Raw genomic sequence first — 14,513 nt, 5'->3', positions numbered from 1 at the left:
CCCGACGAACCTTCGGAATTAACCGGTCGCTCCGGCCGGGTGCCCCGCTGCTAAAGCAGCGACCCGGCGTTCGCTGACCTTTGACCATGCCACCGGCATGGCCAATTCGCCTTCGGCGAACCGGTCGCTCACCCCCTCAATGGGAGGCGGGCGCTTGGCGCAGGGCGGCCTAGTTACAGACCATGACCTCCTCGCAGGCGAAGGGATCGACGATGCTGTAGCCGCAGTTCTGGTACCAGTTGCAGTAGCGCGCGATGCCTGCACGGTCGGTCGGAACCGCGGCGATCTCGCCGAGCAGATACTGGTTGTCGCCGGCAAGCCCCCTGGCCTCGTCGAGGACGGCCGAGACGTCATAGGCGCTGCTTGTGCTTCCTTCGCCGCCGACGCTGCCGAGCTTCGCGAGGATTTTTGCGCCGACCACCAGCATCATCGGGTCCTTGTCGGCCCGGCCGAGCGAAATGACGCCGGTTGCCAGCATGAGCCTGGATCGGGTTTCGGCGGCCTGCCTGGCCGTGAGCCCGCTGCCATCCTGGGCAAGGCCGGCGCCGGTGAGGGAGACAAGAGCCATGGCTCCGGCGACAAGCGAAACTGCGCATTTCGTCATAAGGGATGTTCCTTTCCGGTTTTCACAAAGGGTGGGTGCCGCCCACGCCCCGCAGCCGCGCGCAGCCAGACAGTAGCCGCAGGATGCAACCGGGAACCGAGAAAGGGTTGCGACGCGCGGCGGAGGGCTGTGTCCGGGGGCCTCCTACTTCACCTTGACTTTCCAGCTCACGACGCCTGCGTCGGGCCAGTCGATGCTGATCGTGTCGCTGCCCCTGGCGTTGCCGCGGTAATACATCTGGCGCATCCACAGCGTCTTGCCCGGGCATTTTTGCGAGCGCTTCCGGTAGGCGGGGCCGACCTCCAGCGCGCCGTAGCGGAGCGGCTTCACCAGCCATTGCGCAAGCAGGGCGAGGCCCGGCGCGGGGCCGCCCTCGCAGGGGCTCCTGAGTTCGGTGACCGCGACCTTCTGGCCGACGGAGGTCTGGAGCGTCCTGGCCGGCGCGCCGGTGGCAAGCAGCGGCAGGACGACCAGGGCCAGCGCGAGCCTGGCTGCGGATGGTTTCACGGTTCCTGTTCCCCCTGTCGCCCGGTTGGCGTGCGGCGCCGTCAAGACGGCATTGCACGGAACGGCGTCCGGCGTGCGCAAGGCGCGCCTTCGAACGGAAGCTTACCTTGCGTCATGTCCGCAAGTCACCTACGAATTTCAAAGCATTTGGGGGAGGTCGGGATGAAGTACCTTGTTGCCGCGGCGGTTTCGCTGCTTTCCTCGCCGGCCCCGTCCAGGCCGCCGGCGAGGAGCGGGAGCGGATGAGGATGCGGAGACCAGGTGCGATGCTGGCGGCGGCCTTGGCGCTTGGCGTGCTGCCGGCGCTGGCCGAGCCGCCGCAGGACATCGTCGGGCTGATCGGCCAGCCGGTGTCGAGCGCGGAAGGCAGGATGCAGGCGCAGGGCTACGCGCAGGCGGGCGGCCGCAACTGGTGGAACGCGGCAAGCGGCGTCTGCGTGACGGTCGGCGTCGCGGACGGGCATTTCAGGACCATCGATATCGTGGGGGCCGGCAACTGCGGCATGCAGGCGGCTGCCGAAGGCGCAGGCGCGCCGGCGACCGAGCCGCCGAGGGTGGCGGTGGACGCCTGCATGGAAGGCACCGACAGGCTGCTGGAGGAGGAAATCGGCACCAGCCTGGTCAAGCGCTACCGGCGCTCGGGCAGGCATTGGGTGGTGACGGTCGGCACGCTCGGCCGCACGACGCAATGCACGGTGAGCGAGAGCGGCGAGATCATCGCGCTCGACTGAGGCGGCGCGGGCCTGCGGCGTGCCGGCGGCTTACCGGCACTGCCTGCGGGGGCCGCCGCCATAGGGCTGGTAGCTGTTGTCCTCGGGGCGGTAGGAACGATAGCGCGCGAAGCAATATTCGACATGATCGTTCGAGAGCCCGTAGCCGGTGTCGTCGGCGGCGTAGAGCAGTTCGACGGACTCCGCGCCGCGCACGATGGGGCCGCCGAGCACATTGTCGTCGTCCATGGCGTTCTGGTAGCGGGCTTCGAGGTCGCCGTCGGTAGCGGGTTCGGGTTCGTTCTCGTAGCCGGTGGCGAGGCCCGGCTCCGACCCCTCGGCCCAGGCGGCGATTTCGCCGGACCAGGGCGAGATGCAGGGGCTGCGGCCGCCGGCATAGGGCGTGTAGCTGTCGTCGCCGACGCGGTAGGAGCGGTAGCGGTCGAAGCACCAGGCGACGTGCTGCGACAGGATCTCGATGGGCGGCTGGTCCTGCTGCGCGGGCAGGGACGCGGTGGTGGCGGGGTCGATGTCGGCGGGGCGGTCGACGGCCTCCTGCGGAAGGGCAGCATACTGCCCGCCGACCACCGGGGCGGTTGTGGGCTCGAGCCTGGGCGGCGTCACGCGGGGCGGCAGGCGCTCGAGATCCTGGTCGGCGCTGTCGACGGCGCGCGGCGTCGCGCTCCAGAGATCGGCGACGTCGACGCTGGGACCCGGCTTGTGCGCGGGCTCGACGGCGATGAAATAGGCGGCGGTTCCGGCGCCGACGGCGAACATGCCGAGCGAGGCCACGAAACCGGCGGTGACGGCGAGGGCGCCATAGATGGGTTTCACGTCTTCCTCCATTCCAGCCCGGCAGGGTGATCGCCTGCCGGTCTCGAATGGAATGCCCGGCCGGGCTTTGGGTTCCCGACGGAGCGCGACGGCTGCCGCACGATTTCGGCATTCTGCGGCGGGCAACTTGATGCCGCCCGCTTTTAGCGCCACATGCGTCCCTCATGAAGGATGACGACCAGCGCCTGATGTTCGGCGGGGCCCTGCCGGCCTCGCTCGTGGTGCACCTCGCGCTCGGCGCGCTGGTGCTGTTCGGCCTGCCGTCGTCGCACCAGCAGCCCGAGGAAGAGCAGGCGATCAGCGTCGAGCTGGTGCCGGCGCCGGAGGAGGCGGTTGCCCCGGAGGCGGCGGAGGAGGCGGCCCGACCCGAGGCGCAGCCGGCGGAGCCTGCCGAGGCGACAGCCGAGGAGCAGGCGCAGGCCGAAGCCGAGGCCGCGGCGGCGCAAGAAGCGGCGAAAATCCTGGCGGAACGCGACGAGGCGGCAGCGCAGGCGCAGGCCGCGGCGCAGCAGGAGGCGGCGAAGGCGGCGGCGGAAGCGCAGGCGGCGGAACAGGTGGCGGCGGAGGCCGAGCAGGCCGCTGCCGAGGCGGCAAGGCGAGAGGAACAGAAGGCGGCTGAAGCAGAGGCCGAGGCGAAGGCTGCGGCGGAAGCCAAGGCAGCAGCGGAAGCAGCCGCGCAGGAAGCAGCAAAGGCCGCGCAACAGGCGGCCGAACAAGCGGCGGCCGAAGCCAAGGCGGACGACGTGGCCAAGGCGATTGAGGAAGCCAGGGCGGCGGAGGAAGCCAAGACGCAGGAACAGCAGTCCGAGGCGAACGCGGCGGCGCAGGACGAGGCTGGCGGCGAACAGGCGGCTGAAGGCGAGACCGAGGCGGGGTCGCCGAAGGTCGGCGTGCTGCAGCCGGTCGAGCGCTACGGCGAAGAGGATGCCGGGCCGCGCGAGGCGCCCGATGGCGACGGCGCCGAGGAAGCGGCGGCGACGGCGGGAGACGGCGAGACGCCGGCCGGCCAGTCAGAGGTGCTGACGGCGGCACCGGGGGGCGCTGCGGGCGAGGCGGGATCGGTGGCGCTGGTGCCCAAGCCGGACGATGCCGCCGGGGCCGCGGACGAGACGCCGAAGGACGTGACGAAACTGCTGTCCCCGGAGGCGAGCGACGACGCCGTGGCGACGACCGCGATGGGCGACGTGCCGCGCGGGGTGCGTGCCGGGCGGCTTTGCGTGACGGCACTGCGCGACGAGCTGAGGCGCGGCCTGCCGCCCTACTATCCCGACATATTGCCGGCCTACAAGCTGGAACAGGGCAATGTGCTCGACGTGCCCAAGGCGGCTTTCAGGACCGGCGGGCGCTGGTTCGATCTCAGCTATCGCTGCGAGGTCGACGGCAAGGCGACCCGGGTGGTCGGCTTTTCCTACCGGGTCGGCAAGCCGCTGCCGCGCAGCGAATGGAAGCGGCGCGGCCTGCCGGCCCAGTAAGCGGGCGGCCGCGTTCGCCCCTCGGCCTCAGGCCGAGGCCTTCACGAAGGCCAGCAGGTCGGGATTGAGGACGTCGGCATGGGTGGTCAGCATGCCGTGCGGAAAGCCCTTGTAGACCTTCAGCGTGCCGTTCTTCAGAAGCTTGACCGATTTCAGGGCCGAATTGGCGATCGGCACGAGCTGGTCGTCATCGCCATGCAGCACCAGCGTCGGCACCGAGATGGCTTCCAAGTCGCTGGTCTGGTCGGTCTCCGAAAAGGCCTTGATGCCGTCGTAATGCGCCTTGGCGGCGCCCATCATGCCCTGGCGCCACCAGTTGTCGACGACGCCCGGATAGGCCTTGGCGCCCTCGCGGTTGAAGCCGTAGAAGGGACCTTCGGGGATGTCGCGATAGAATTGCGCGCGGTTGTCGGCGAGGCTCTTGCGGAAGCCGTCGAAGAGCTCGATCGGCAGCCCCCCGGGATTGCCTGCGGTCCTGAGCATCAGCGGGGGAATGGCCCCGACCAGAATGGCCCTGGCGACGCGGCCCGACGGCTCGCCATGCCGAGCGACGTAGCGCGCGACCTCCCCGCCGCCGGTCGAATGGCCGATATGGACGACGTTCCTGAGATCGAGCGCCTCGACGACCGCAAAGGCATCGGCGGCGTAGTGGTCCATGTCGTGGCCGTCGCTGACCTGCGCCGAGCGGCCGTGGCCGCGGCGGTCATGCGCGACGACGCGAAAGCCGTTCTGCAGGAAGAACAGCATCTGCGTGTCCCAGTCGTCGGACGACAGCGGCCAGCCGTGATGGAACATGATCGGCTGCGCGTCCTTCGGGCCCCAGTCCTTGTAGAAGATCTCGACGCCGTCCGCGGTGACGATGGTCGCGGCCTCCGCTGAAGCGGTGGCGGGGGCGCCGGTTGCCGAGGCGGCCCTGGCCGGAGCGGGAAGGGTGGATGCAAAAGCGGAGGCGGCGAGGGCTGCGCCGCCGAGCTCGAGCAGCGAGCGGCGCGACAGCGATGCGGTCCCGGTGCGGGAAAGGGGGTTCTGGGGGTGGTCTGCCATGGTGTCGCTCCTTTGAGTCCGGTGAGGATGGATGCCAGAAGCATGTCATGCCGAGCCCTGCGGCTTTTCCGGAAACGACCGATGCGGCAGCGCGGGGACCGGCCCGGAACGCGCAAAGAGCGGCCCGCCCTTGATCCGAAAGCCCGCATGGCGCGTATTGCGCAGGCAGGAGAGACCGGACAATGCGCACCATCCACGTCAAGGACCGCATGCAGCAGGGCTACAGCTACGAACTCGTCGCGGCGGAGGGCGAAGAATTCGGCGAGGGTTTCGAGCCGGAGCTGACGCCGAAGGAGATGCTGGCGCTCGGCGTGTTCGGCGGCAAGTACATGACCGACACGCAGGGCGAGTTCCCGAAGGACTGGTTCGACGGAGCGAAGCTGTCGCCGGAGCGGCGCGACCCGATGCTCAACTTCTTCAGGGTCGATGCAAGCCAGCCGCTGTCGGTCTGGCGGGAGAAGGGCTGGATCTTCGCGGACGACCCGCGCGGCTGGTTCCAGTGGTATTGCCGCTATTATCTCGGGCGGCGGATCGAGGCAGAAGACAAGCGCCAGATCGGCCGCTGGCGCGCGATGCGGCGGCATATCGGGCAAATCCGCCAGAACTGCGAGCGCGGCGACATCTTCTGCCGGCCCAAGCAACGCCAGGCGCTGCTGCACTGGGCCTATGACAGCCGGAGGTTCTGAGCCGTCACGCTAGGCCGGCCAGGCCGAGCCCGAGGCCGGCGAGGATCATGAGGGCGCCGAAGAGCCTTGACAGCAACTGACCGGCGGGGAGCAGTTTTTCGGCGACGATGACGAGGGTGAGGCCGGCAATCCACAAGAGGTTCATGACGCCGCCGACGAAGAGCAGCGCCATGAGCGCCCAGCAGCAGCCGAGGCAGAACAGGCCATGGCCGAGGCCGATGCGCCATGCCGCCAGGCCGCCCGGCCGGAAGCGGCCGGCGATGACGGCGGCGGGCGAGCGGCACTGCACGAGGCAGGCCTGCTTGGCGGGCAGCACCTGGTAGAGGCCGGCGGCGACGAGAAGGGCGGCCGAAAGGAGGGGACTGGTGCTCCACATCAGCATGCCGTGCACGAGCCCGCTTCGCTCGAGACCGTATTGCAGGGCGGTGGCGACGACGGCAAAGCCGGTCCACACCGTCAGGTAGCCGGCGACGAAGGCTTCGACCGGCGGGCGGCCGGGCGCGATGCGGCCGCGCCCCTGTTCGCCGCGCCAGGCATGTGCATAGAGCAGGATGACGGGCGCCGCACTCGGCAGCATCATGGCGACCATCATCACCGCCCACATGGCGAGCATGATGGCGGCGTGGGCCGGGCTCCAAGGCTGCGGGTCGAACCGCATGGCCGGCGGCGGGAAGGCGGCGGTGGTCATGGCGCGCATGCTCATGCCGGTGCCCGAACCGGCGAGCAGCCAGGCCCAGGCGAGGACGACCACCACGGCGAGCGCCGCAAGCACGACCTGGCGGTCGCGCCGCAGGATGGTTTCGGCGACGTCACGCGCCATGGCGGCTCAGGCCGCGGTGCGGTGCCGGACGACGCCCTGGTTGTTGAGGTGGAGATGGGCGAACTGGCCATAGCTGTCGGCGAGCTTCAGCCGGATGCTGCCCTCGGTGACGGAGCGGCCGCTACCCATCTCGGCGATCTCGTATTCGAAACCGTGCGGCAGGTCGATGCGGGCGCGGTGCTCGTCGCCGGTGACCGGATTGCGGATCGGCTCGCCGGTCGTCTCGAAGAGGCCGGGCACCGAGACGCGCGCGGTGCGCCTGTCGACGTCGACGGCGAAGTCGACCGGCAGGAAGAGCGGATCGAAGACGGTGTCGAGGGTGGTGGCGAAGACGGCGAACATGGTGGCCATCGGTTCGGTGTCCTCGCCCGACATGATGCGCAGCAACGCCTCGCGCTGCCCAGCCGAGGCGCGCTCGTCGACGAAGGGCTGGGCGCGGCCGCGCCCCTCGTGGATGGCGCCCGGCCAGTCGAAAATGCCGCCGAAGCAGATGCCGTCGAGCCGCGTGTCGCCGTGATGGCCCTCGTCGACGCGGATGCTGGCGACGGCGCAGCAATGGCCGTGCGTCGGCAGCGCGTTGAACTGGCAGGGGCAGCCATAGGCGCAGTTGCAGTTGGTGAATTCGGTGGCCCTGATTTCCCACGGTGTCATGGCCCGATCCTCTCATTGCCGCTGAGTTGAATGCGAATGCCGTCCCGAAGTGCGGCCACCATAGCAAAAGGCGGCGGGATTGACCACAGCGGCGGCCGCGGCGGCAAGAGGCGTGCCGCGGTGGCTCCGGGCCGGGCCGGGCAGGCAAGGCGCTGCGCGAGGCTGGAGGCGCAGTGGTGGCGGCGGGTATTTTGTCTAGACAAAAGAAAAGGGGCGTGGCTACTATGCCCTCAGACAAGGCATTACCAGCACCTGCACAGAAAAGCGACAACAGGGGAACTCACATGAAAAAATCTTGGCTACTGGCCGCTTCGATGGCGGCGTCACTCGGCCTTGGCGCCGGCTCGGCCGCCGCCGACACGGCGGTCTCGATCGGCATGTCCGGCTGGACCGGTTTCGCGCCGCTGACGCTCGCCAAGGAGGCCGGCATCTTCAAGAAGCACGGCCTCGACGTGAACATCGTCAAGGTGCCGCAGGCCAGCCGCCACCTGGCGCTCGCTTCGGGCGACATCCAGTGCGCGGCAACGACGGTCGAGACCTGGATCGTGTGGAACGCCGCCGGCGTCGCCACCACGCAGATCTTCCAGCTCGACATGTCGCATGGCGCCGACGGCATGGTGGTGCGCCCGGGCATCGAAAGCATCGCCGACCTGAAGGGCAAGACGGTCGCGGCTTCAGCGCCCGGCACCTCGCCCTATTTCTACCTCGGCTGGATCCTTGCCGAGAACGGCATGACGCTCGACGACGTGAAGGTGGTCAACATGGAGCCCGGACCGGCAGCGCAGGCATTCCTGGCCGGCCAGAACGACGCTGCCATGACCTATGAGCCCTACCTCTCGTCGGTTCGCGCCGAGCCCGACAAGGGCAAGATCATCGCCACGACGCTTGATTATCCTGCGGTGATGGACACGTTCGGCTGCACGCCGGCCTTCCTTAAAGAAAATCCGGAAGCAGCCCAGGCCCTGGCCAACAGCTACTTCGAGGCGCTCGAAATGATCGCGTCGGACAAGGACAAGTCCTACGAGATCATGGGCGCCGACGTGAAGCAGTCGGGCGAGGACTTCGGCAAGTCGGCCTCCAATCTCGAATGGCAGGACAAGGCGGCCAACCAGAAATTCTTCGAGACCACGTTCAAGACCTTCAGCGAACAGGCCGCAGACCTGCTGCTGACCATGGGCGTGATCAAGGAGAAGCCGGACCTGTCGAACCTCGCCGACACGTCCTACATCAAGTAAGATCCCTCACAAGGCGATGAGGTCCGGGCGTCCGCGACAGGCGGGCGCCCGCCTTCATGCATAGCGAGTCCCATGCAGCCCCTGAAACCCATCAGCACCACGTCGCGGCTCCTGCTTGGACTGCTGTTCTTCGTGCTGTTTTTCTCCGGCTGGGCCTATGCCACGCTCGGCGGCTTCGTTTCCAAAACCTTCCTTGCCGACCCGCTGACCATGCTGGCCGATGGCTACGACCTGATGGTCAACCAGGGTTTTGGCTACGATATCGGCATGACGGTATGGCGCGTTATCGGCGGCTTCGTCATCGCCTCGCTGGTGGCCGTGCCAGTGGGCATCGCGATGGGCGCCTACAAGCCGATCGAGGCGCTGCTCGAACCCTTCGTCTCCTTCGCCCGCTACCTGCCGGCCTCGGCCTTCATACCGCTGCTGATCCTGTGGGCCGGCATCGGCGAGACGCAGAAGCTGCTGGTGATCTTCATCGGCGCGGTGTTCCAGATCATCCTGATGATCGCCGTCGGGGTGGCCAATACAAGGCGCGACCTCGTCGAGGCGGCCTATACGCTGGGCTCCAGCCACAGCGGCGTGGTGCGGCGCGTGCTGATCCCGGCCAATGCGCCCGATATCGCCGAGGTGCTGCGGCTGGTGCTCGGCTGGGCCTGGACCTACGTCATCGTCGCCGAGCTGATCGGCGCGTCGTCGGGCATCGGCTACATGATCATCAATTCACAGGCGCTGCTGGCGACGGGCCAGATCATCTTCGGCATCATCGTGATCGGGCTGATCGGGCTGGTCTCGGACTTCGCCTTCAAGTCGCTGAACCGCCGGCTGTTTGCCTGGAGGCTGGCATGAGCGCGGCCGACAGCACTGTGGCGGCGCCGGTGGAACTGCAGATCAAGGGCGTCGGCCGGACCTTTCCGGGCGTCCATGGCGGCAAGCCGACGGTGGCGCTGCAGCCCACCGATCTCGACATTGCGCGAAACGACTTCGTCACCGTGCTCGGGCCGTCGGGCTGCGGGAAGTCGACGCTCCTGCGCATCATCGCTGGGCTAGACAGCCCGACGACCGGCTCGGTGGCGCTGGAGGGCAAGGTGGTGCGCGGGCCGGGTGCGGACCGCGGCATGGTGTTCCAGTCCTACACGCTGTTTCCCTGGCTGACGGTGCGCGAAAATGTCGGTTTCGGCCTGCGCGAGCGCGGCGTGGCGGAGAAGGAACGGCGCGAGATCGTCGACAGCTATATCGACAAGGTCGGCCTGCGCGGCTTCGAGCATCATTGGCCCAAGCAGCTTTCGGGCGGCATGCAGCAGCGCACGGCGATTGCGCGGGCGCTCGCCAACGACCCGAAGATCCTTCTGCTCGACGAGCCGTTCGGGGCGCTCGACAACCAGACGCGCGGGCTGATGCAGGAGCTGCTGCTCGGCATCTGGGAGCGCGAGCAGAAGACGGTGATCTTCGTGACGCACGACATCGAGGAGGCGGTGTTCATGGCCTCGCGCGTGGTGACGATGACGGCAAGGCCCGGGCGCATCAAGTCGATCACGCCGGTCGACCTTCCGCATCCGCGCCACTACACGATCAAGGCGACGCCTGAGTTTTCGGCGCTGAGGCTGAAGCTGACCGAGGAGATCCGCAGCGAGGCGATCGCCGCGGCGGCGCATGGCTGACAGCGCCCGCCAGGCGGACGACGCGCCGACCGCCTCCGGGCGGCCGCTGTCGCTGCACCAGCGCATCCTCAACGACGTCGAGGGCCGCATCCTGTCGGGCGACTGGCCGCCCGGCCACCGCATCCCCTTCGAACACGAGCTGATGGCGAGCTATGGCTGCTCGCGCATGACGGTCAACAAGGCGCTGGGCGAACTGGTGCGCAAGGGGCTGATCGAGCGGCGCCGCAAGGCCGGCACCTATGTGCGCTTTCCGCATGTGCAGTCGGCGGTTATGGAGATCAACGATTTGCGGCGCGAGGTGCAGGCGCTGGGCCTGCCCTACCGCTACAGCATCGTCGAGCGGCGCCTCAGGCCGCTGACGGAAGCCGACCGCGACCGCATCGACCTGCCGCTGCCGGCAGAGGTGCTGGAGACGGTATGCGTGCACTATGCCGGCGAGCGACCGTTCTGCCTGGAGCGGCGGCTGATCTGCCTGGCGACGGTGCCGGAGGCGGCGGGTGAAATGTTCGAGGAGGCGCCGCCCGGAACCTGGCTGCTGAGCAAGGTGCCGTGGAGTCTGGCGGAACACCGGATCCGGGCGGAAAACGCGACTGCCGCGGATGCGCAGACGCTGCAGATCGCACCGGGAAGCGCCTGCCTGGTGATCGAGCGGCGCACGCGTAGCGGCGACGCGCCGATCACCCATGCGACGCTGGTCTATCCCGGCGACAGCCACGAGCTGGTGGCGCAGTTCGCCAAGGGCTGAGGCGGTCGGGCGGCTAGTTTATGTAGACGCGGACGTAGCGGCCCTCATAGGGCTGGTAGTAGATGGAGCCGCATTTCCAGACGACCACGCCACCGCTGTAGGTGGTCTTCACGCAGCCCTTGGGCAGCGTGTAGACGTAGATGTGGGTTCGCTGGATGACGACCGTCTTGGCCGAAACCGTGGCAATGGCGGCAGACAGAACAAGGGCCGAACTGCAAAGGACTGCAGCGAGGCGCTGGTGAACATTCCGGTCGGTCATGTCTTCCCTCCCATGCGCATACCAGGAATTTCGACCCGATTATGGGGACATGGGCACGGACTGGCAAGGATGATTGACGCTGGGGAAGGTCTTGCGGGTGGAACGGCGGCAGGGAGACCGCGTTCAGCCCCTGTCCCAAACGCAAACGGATGGGAGAAGATCATGATCCTGAAACTCACGGCACTTGCGCTGACGGCGCTGACCCTGGTGCCGAGCGGCGCGCATCTCTTCGAACTGCCGGGCAAGATCGATCTCGAGCAGGACGCCTATTTCACCGTACAGGGCATCTATGCCGGCTGGGCCTTGTTCATCGTGCCGATTGCCGGGGCGATCATCGCCAACATCGCGCTGTATGTCGCCGAGCGCAGGCGCGGCGGCGGTGCTGCCGGATACGCGCTGGTTGCTGCCTCGCTGATCGTCGTCAGCCTTGGCGTGTTCTTCGGCTTCGTGTTTCCCGGCAACCAGGCGACCGCCAACTGGACCGCGGCGCCCGATGGCTGGCAGGCGCTGCGTCGCGCATGGGAGTATGGCCACGCGACCAACGCGGCGATCCTGTTTGCCGCCCTGCTTGCGACGGGCCGGGCGCTGATCGGCTGCGAAACCACCGCCGGCCGGGCTACCTGACGGAGACGCGCAGGTCTCGTCGTCTACCGCCAGAGACGATGCGGGGATGAGCGGCGCGCAGGCAGCCGCGCGGTAGCGTTTCGATTTACCTGGCCGGGCCGGGCGCTCCCGACAGGCTGGGGGTATCCTTGCGAAATGCTTCAATCCTGGCGCGAAACCCCCTAGTGTCGCGTCATTGCGTCCATTCCGGATCCAGGCATGAACAACCACAAGAGCCCTGCCGGGCGTGCGGCTGCCGCTTCGCGGCGCTGCGTCTATACCTCCATTATCGGCCGGTACGAGAGGCTGAACGAGCAGCCGATGGCGGAGGACTCCTCCATCCCCTTCATCTGCCTGACCGACGACCCGGAACTGACCAGCGAAAGCTGGGAGATCAGGCTGGTGAAGCCGGAGTTTCCTGGCGACCCGGTGCGCAGCCAGCGGCTGCTGAAGATCATGGCGCACCGCGTGCTGCCGGAGTTCGACGCGTCGATCTACATGGACAACACGGTCGTGCTGTCGGCGCCGCCCGAAGCGATCTTCGAGCGCTATTTCGGCGGTACGCCGATGGTCTTGCCCGCGCACAGCTTCCGTGAGCGGCTGAGCGACGAATTCGACGTGATCGCGCGACAAGGGATCGACGATCCGGCGCGCGTGACCGAACAGCGCGAGCACTATGCGAGCAGCTACAAGGGGGTTCTGGACGAGCCGGTCTACTGGAACGGCATCATGCTGCGCGACCACGCCGACCCGGCGGTCCGCCAGATGTGCGAGGTGTGGTCGGCCCATATCCTGCGCTACTCCAGACGCGACCAGCTGTCGATCAACGTGGCGCTGCGCGAGGCGAAACTGACGCCGCATGTCATCGTCGAGGACAACAAGCACTCCTGGTTCCACAGCTGGCCGCACCGCAATGACCGCAAGATTCCCTTCGTCTTTCCCGACAGGGTTCGCCAGATCGCCGAGCTGAAGAGCGGGTTCGAAAAGACGCTGAAGGAGCGCAACGCCGAAATCCAGAAGCTGAAGACCATGCTGGCGGCCAGCACGGCTGCCAGGCAGGAGATGCTGGCCTCGCACAGCTGGCGGGTGACGGCTCCGCTGCGCGCCGCCAGCACGGCAGCTCGCGCCATCCTGACCGGCCTGGGGCGGCTCCGCCATCGATCCGCCCGGGAGGCTTCACGCCGGACAGCGGCCGGGTGGAAACCCGCCGCGCCGGAGAGCGCCATCGCCAGGGACCTGGCGCGCGACGGATTTGCCGGGCCGATCCGGCTGTTCACGCGCGAGCAGTGCGACCTCATCCTGCGGCACTACCGCTTCGGCGGGCGAGAGCCGACACCGGAATGGCCGAAGGACCGCGCCGTGGTCGATCCGTTCTTTCACGACCTGGCGATGCGGCCGCAGATTCTCGACAGGCTCGCGGACCTGCTCGGGCCCGACGTGGTGCTGTGGGGAGCGAGCGTGGTCGAGCGCAAGCCTGGGCAGGCGCATCTCGTGCATACCGACATCGAGAGCAGCGCGCCGGCCGGCGGCTTCGTCTCGGTCTGGATCGGGCTCGAGGGGACCTCGCGGGACTCGGCGCTGGCCATGATCACCCGCTCGCACCTGTTCGGGACGCCGGTGCAGCAGGTGATGCACGAGACCGGGCTGGCGCGCGAGACGACCGGCAACGACAGGATCCTGGCGCTGGCCCGCCAGCGGGACGGCGCGGCGGAACTGGTGCAGCCGGCAATGGGCGACGGCGACGCGCTGTTCATGGACGGGCGCATCTGGCACGGCTCGCTGAACACCGGCACGGCGAAGCGGACGGCGCTGCTGCTGCAATATGCGCGGGCCGGCGCGGAAGTGCCGATCCAGGAGCCGGGCAGTTCCGACTGGCCGTTCCGGCTGACCGATCGCCGGGCGACCTGCCTGCCGGTGCTGGTCGGAGCGCGGCCGGCCGCGGAAATGCCCGGGCGGCCGCATGGCCAGGCGCCGGTCGGCTCGGTGGTCAGCCAGAACGCCGGGCTCGAGGCCGGGGCGGAGGGCTTTTCGCCGTTCCACATCCTGCGCGGCGCGACGTCCAATGCGCCCGACATGGAATCGCATGTCTCGGTGCTTGCCCCGGGGCACTCGCCGCATCCGCCGCATCACCATGTCGAGGAGGAGTTGCTGGTGGTTCTCGACGGCGAGGCCGAGATCGTCATTCCGCAGGCGGCAGAGGACGCCGCGCCGCGGGTCGAAACGCTGCGTGCCGGGGGGCTGGCCTACTATCCGGCCTACCAGTTCCACACGATCCGCAACGTGTCCGCGCAGCCGGTGACCTATGTGATGCTGAAATGGCGCGGAGCGCCGAAGGAAACCGAAAAGCAGCTCGGCACGCTGGTACTCGACATCGGCAGAGTGGCGGCAGACGAAAAGCCGATCTCGATGCCGAAACTGTTCGAGGGGCCTACGGGCTTCCTGACGAAGCTGCATGCGCATGTCACGACGATGGCTCCAGGCAAGGGCTATCCCGCGCATGTCGACCGGCACGACGTGGCAATCATCGTGTTTTCGGGCGAGGTGGAGACGCTCGGCCAGCGCATCGGGCCGGGCGGCACGGCGTTCAGCGCTGCCGGTGAAGAGCATGGGCTGAGCAACCCGGGAACGGTGCCGGCACGCTATCTGGTGTTCGAGTTCCACGCCTGAAACCGGCGCGGGGGCAGC

The 14,513-nt window shown here is 68.1% G+C and carries 16 protein-coding genes; 9 read left to right on the top strand and 7 right to left on the bottom strand.

Going from position 1 to position 14,513, the window contains the following annotated elements:
* Positions 1-169 precede the first annotated feature (169 nt).
* Positions 170-604, bottom strand: a complete 435-nt coding sequence (locus tag ACT2BZ_RS23660) for a hypothetical protein (RefSeq protein ID WP_457938280.1) — start codon at positions 602-604, stop codon at positions 170-172.
* Positions 605-748: 144 nt separating this feature from the next.
* The gene (locus tag ACT2BZ_RS23655) at positions 749-1,111 is read right to left on the bottom strand and encodes a hypothetical protein (protein ID WP_457938279.1); all 363 of its coding nucleotides are present in this window, start codon (positions 1,109-1,111) and stop codon (positions 749-751) included.
* A 248-nt stretch (positions 1,112-1,359) separates the two neighbouring features.
* Here ACT2BZ_RS23655 and ACT2BZ_RS23650 point away from each other — a divergent pair, with 248 nt between their 5' ends.
* Positions 1,360-1,842: a hypothetical protein gene (locus tag ACT2BZ_RS23650; RefSeq protein ID WP_457938278.1), complete on the top strand. Its 483-nt coding sequence runs from the start codon at positions 1,360-1,362 to the stop codon at positions 1,840-1,842.
* 30 nt (positions 1,843-1,872) lie between these two features.
* On the opposite strand, the gene ACT2BZ_RS23645 is transcribed toward ACT2BZ_RS23650, so the two are convergent.
* Positions 1,873-2,655, bottom strand: coding sequence for a BA14K family protein (locus ACT2BZ_RS23645; RefSeq protein ID WP_457938277.1), 783 nt, complete (start codon positions 2,653-2,655; stop codon positions 1,873-1,875).
* Positions 2,656-2,819: 164 nt separating this feature from the next.
* Here ACT2BZ_RS23645 and ACT2BZ_RS23640 point away from each other — a divergent pair, with 164 nt between their 5' ends.
* Positions 2,820-4,127, top strand: coding sequence for a DUF930 domain-containing protein (locus ACT2BZ_RS23640; RefSeq protein WP_457938276.1), 1,308 nt, complete (start codon positions 2,820-2,822; stop codon positions 4,125-4,127).
* A 27-nt stretch (positions 4,128-4,154) separates the two neighbouring features.
* On the opposite strand, the gene ACT2BZ_RS23635 is transcribed toward ACT2BZ_RS23640, so the two are convergent.
* Positions 4,155-5,171, bottom strand: coding sequence for an alpha/beta fold hydrolase (locus ACT2BZ_RS23635; protein WP_457938275.1), 1,017 nt, complete (start codon positions 5,169-5,171; stop codon positions 4,155-4,157).
* Positions 5,172-5,353: 182 nt separating this feature from the next.
* On the opposite strand from ACT2BZ_RS23635, the gene ACT2BZ_RS23630 reads away from it, so the two are divergent.
* Complete coding sequence (locus tag ACT2BZ_RS23630; protein ID WP_457938274.1) at positions 5,354-5,857, top strand: hypothetical protein; 504 nt, start codon at positions 5,354-5,356, stop codon at positions 5,855-5,857.
* Between the two features lie 4 nt (positions 5,858-5,861).
* On the opposite strand, the gene ACT2BZ_RS23625 is transcribed toward ACT2BZ_RS23630, so the two are convergent.
* Together ACT2BZ_RS23625 and ACT2BZ_RS23620 are read right to left on the bottom strand one after the other, a co-directional pair.
* Entirely contained in the window at positions 5,862-6,677 is an 816-nt protein-coding gene (locus ACT2BZ_RS23625; RefSeq protein ID WP_457938272.1) for a DUF2182 domain-containing protein, read from the bottom strand.
* A gap of 6 nt (positions 6,678-6,683) precedes the next feature.
* Positions 6,684-7,328, bottom strand: a complete 645-nt coding sequence (locus tag ACT2BZ_RS23620) for a DUF1326 domain-containing protein (RefSeq protein ID WP_457938270.1) — start codon at positions 7,326-7,328, stop codon at positions 6,684-6,686.
* Between the two features lie 284 nt (positions 7,329-7,612).
* Here ACT2BZ_RS23620 and ACT2BZ_RS23615 point away from each other — a divergent pair, with 284 nt between their 5' ends.
* The 4 genes from ACT2BZ_RS23615 to hutC all read left to right on the top strand — a co-directional run bounded on the left by ACT2BZ_RS23615 (position 7,613) and on the right by hutC (position 10,966).
* Positions 7,613-8,563, top strand: a complete 951-nt coding sequence (locus tag ACT2BZ_RS23615) for an ABC transporter substrate-binding protein (RefSeq protein WP_457938269.1) — start codon at positions 7,613-7,615, stop codon at positions 8,561-8,563.
* Positions 8,564-8,635: 72 nt separating this feature from the next.
* Positions 8,636-9,409, top strand: a complete 774-nt coding sequence (locus ACT2BZ_RS23610) for an ABC transporter permease (RefSeq protein WP_457938268.1) — start codon at positions 8,636-8,638, stop codon at positions 9,407-9,409.
* Entirely contained in the window at positions 9,406-10,221 is an 816-nt protein-coding gene (locus tag ACT2BZ_RS23605; protein WP_457938267.1) for an ABC transporter ATP-binding protein, read from the top strand. The genes ACT2BZ_RS23610 and ACT2BZ_RS23605 overlap by 4 nt, the downstream gene beginning before the upstream one ends.
* Positions 10,214-10,966 (top strand): histidine utilization repressor, encoded by a 753-nt coding sequence (hutC, locus tag ACT2BZ_RS23600; protein ID WP_457938265.1) that lies wholly within the window; start codon positions 10,214-10,216, stop codon positions 10,964-10,966. Before ACT2BZ_RS23605 ends, hutC begins: the two co-directional genes overlap by 8 nt.
* A 13-nt stretch (positions 10,967-10,979) precedes the next feature.
* Here hutC and ACT2BZ_RS23595 read toward each other — a convergent pair whose 3' ends face one another.
* The gene (locus ACT2BZ_RS23595) at positions 10,980-11,225 is read right to left on the bottom strand and encodes a hypothetical protein (RefSeq protein ID WP_457938264.1); all 246 of its coding nucleotides are present in this window, start codon (positions 11,223-11,225) and stop codon (positions 10,980-10,982) included.
* 162 nt (positions 11,226-11,387) lie between these two features.
* On the opposite strand from ACT2BZ_RS23595, the gene ACT2BZ_RS23590 reads away from it, so the two are divergent.
* Together ACT2BZ_RS23590 and ACT2BZ_RS23585 are read left to right on the top strand one after the other, a co-directional pair.
* Complete coding sequence (locus ACT2BZ_RS23590; protein ID WP_457938263.1) at positions 11,388-11,849, top strand: DUF1772 domain-containing protein; 462 nt, start codon at positions 11,388-11,390, stop codon at positions 11,847-11,849.
* A 198-nt stretch (positions 11,850-12,047) separates the two neighbouring features.
* Positions 12,048-14,495, top strand: a complete 2,448-nt coding sequence (locus tag ACT2BZ_RS23585; RefSeq protein WP_457938261.1) for a cupin domain-containing protein — start codon at positions 12,048-12,050, stop codon at positions 14,493-14,495.
* Positions 14,496-14,513: the final 18 nt, after the last annotated feature.

The organism is Mesorhizobium sp. 10J20-29, from assembly GCF_054130485.1.
Note: the sequence above shows the minus strand (reverse complement) of the source record. Positions and strands in the feature narration are given on the sequence as shown.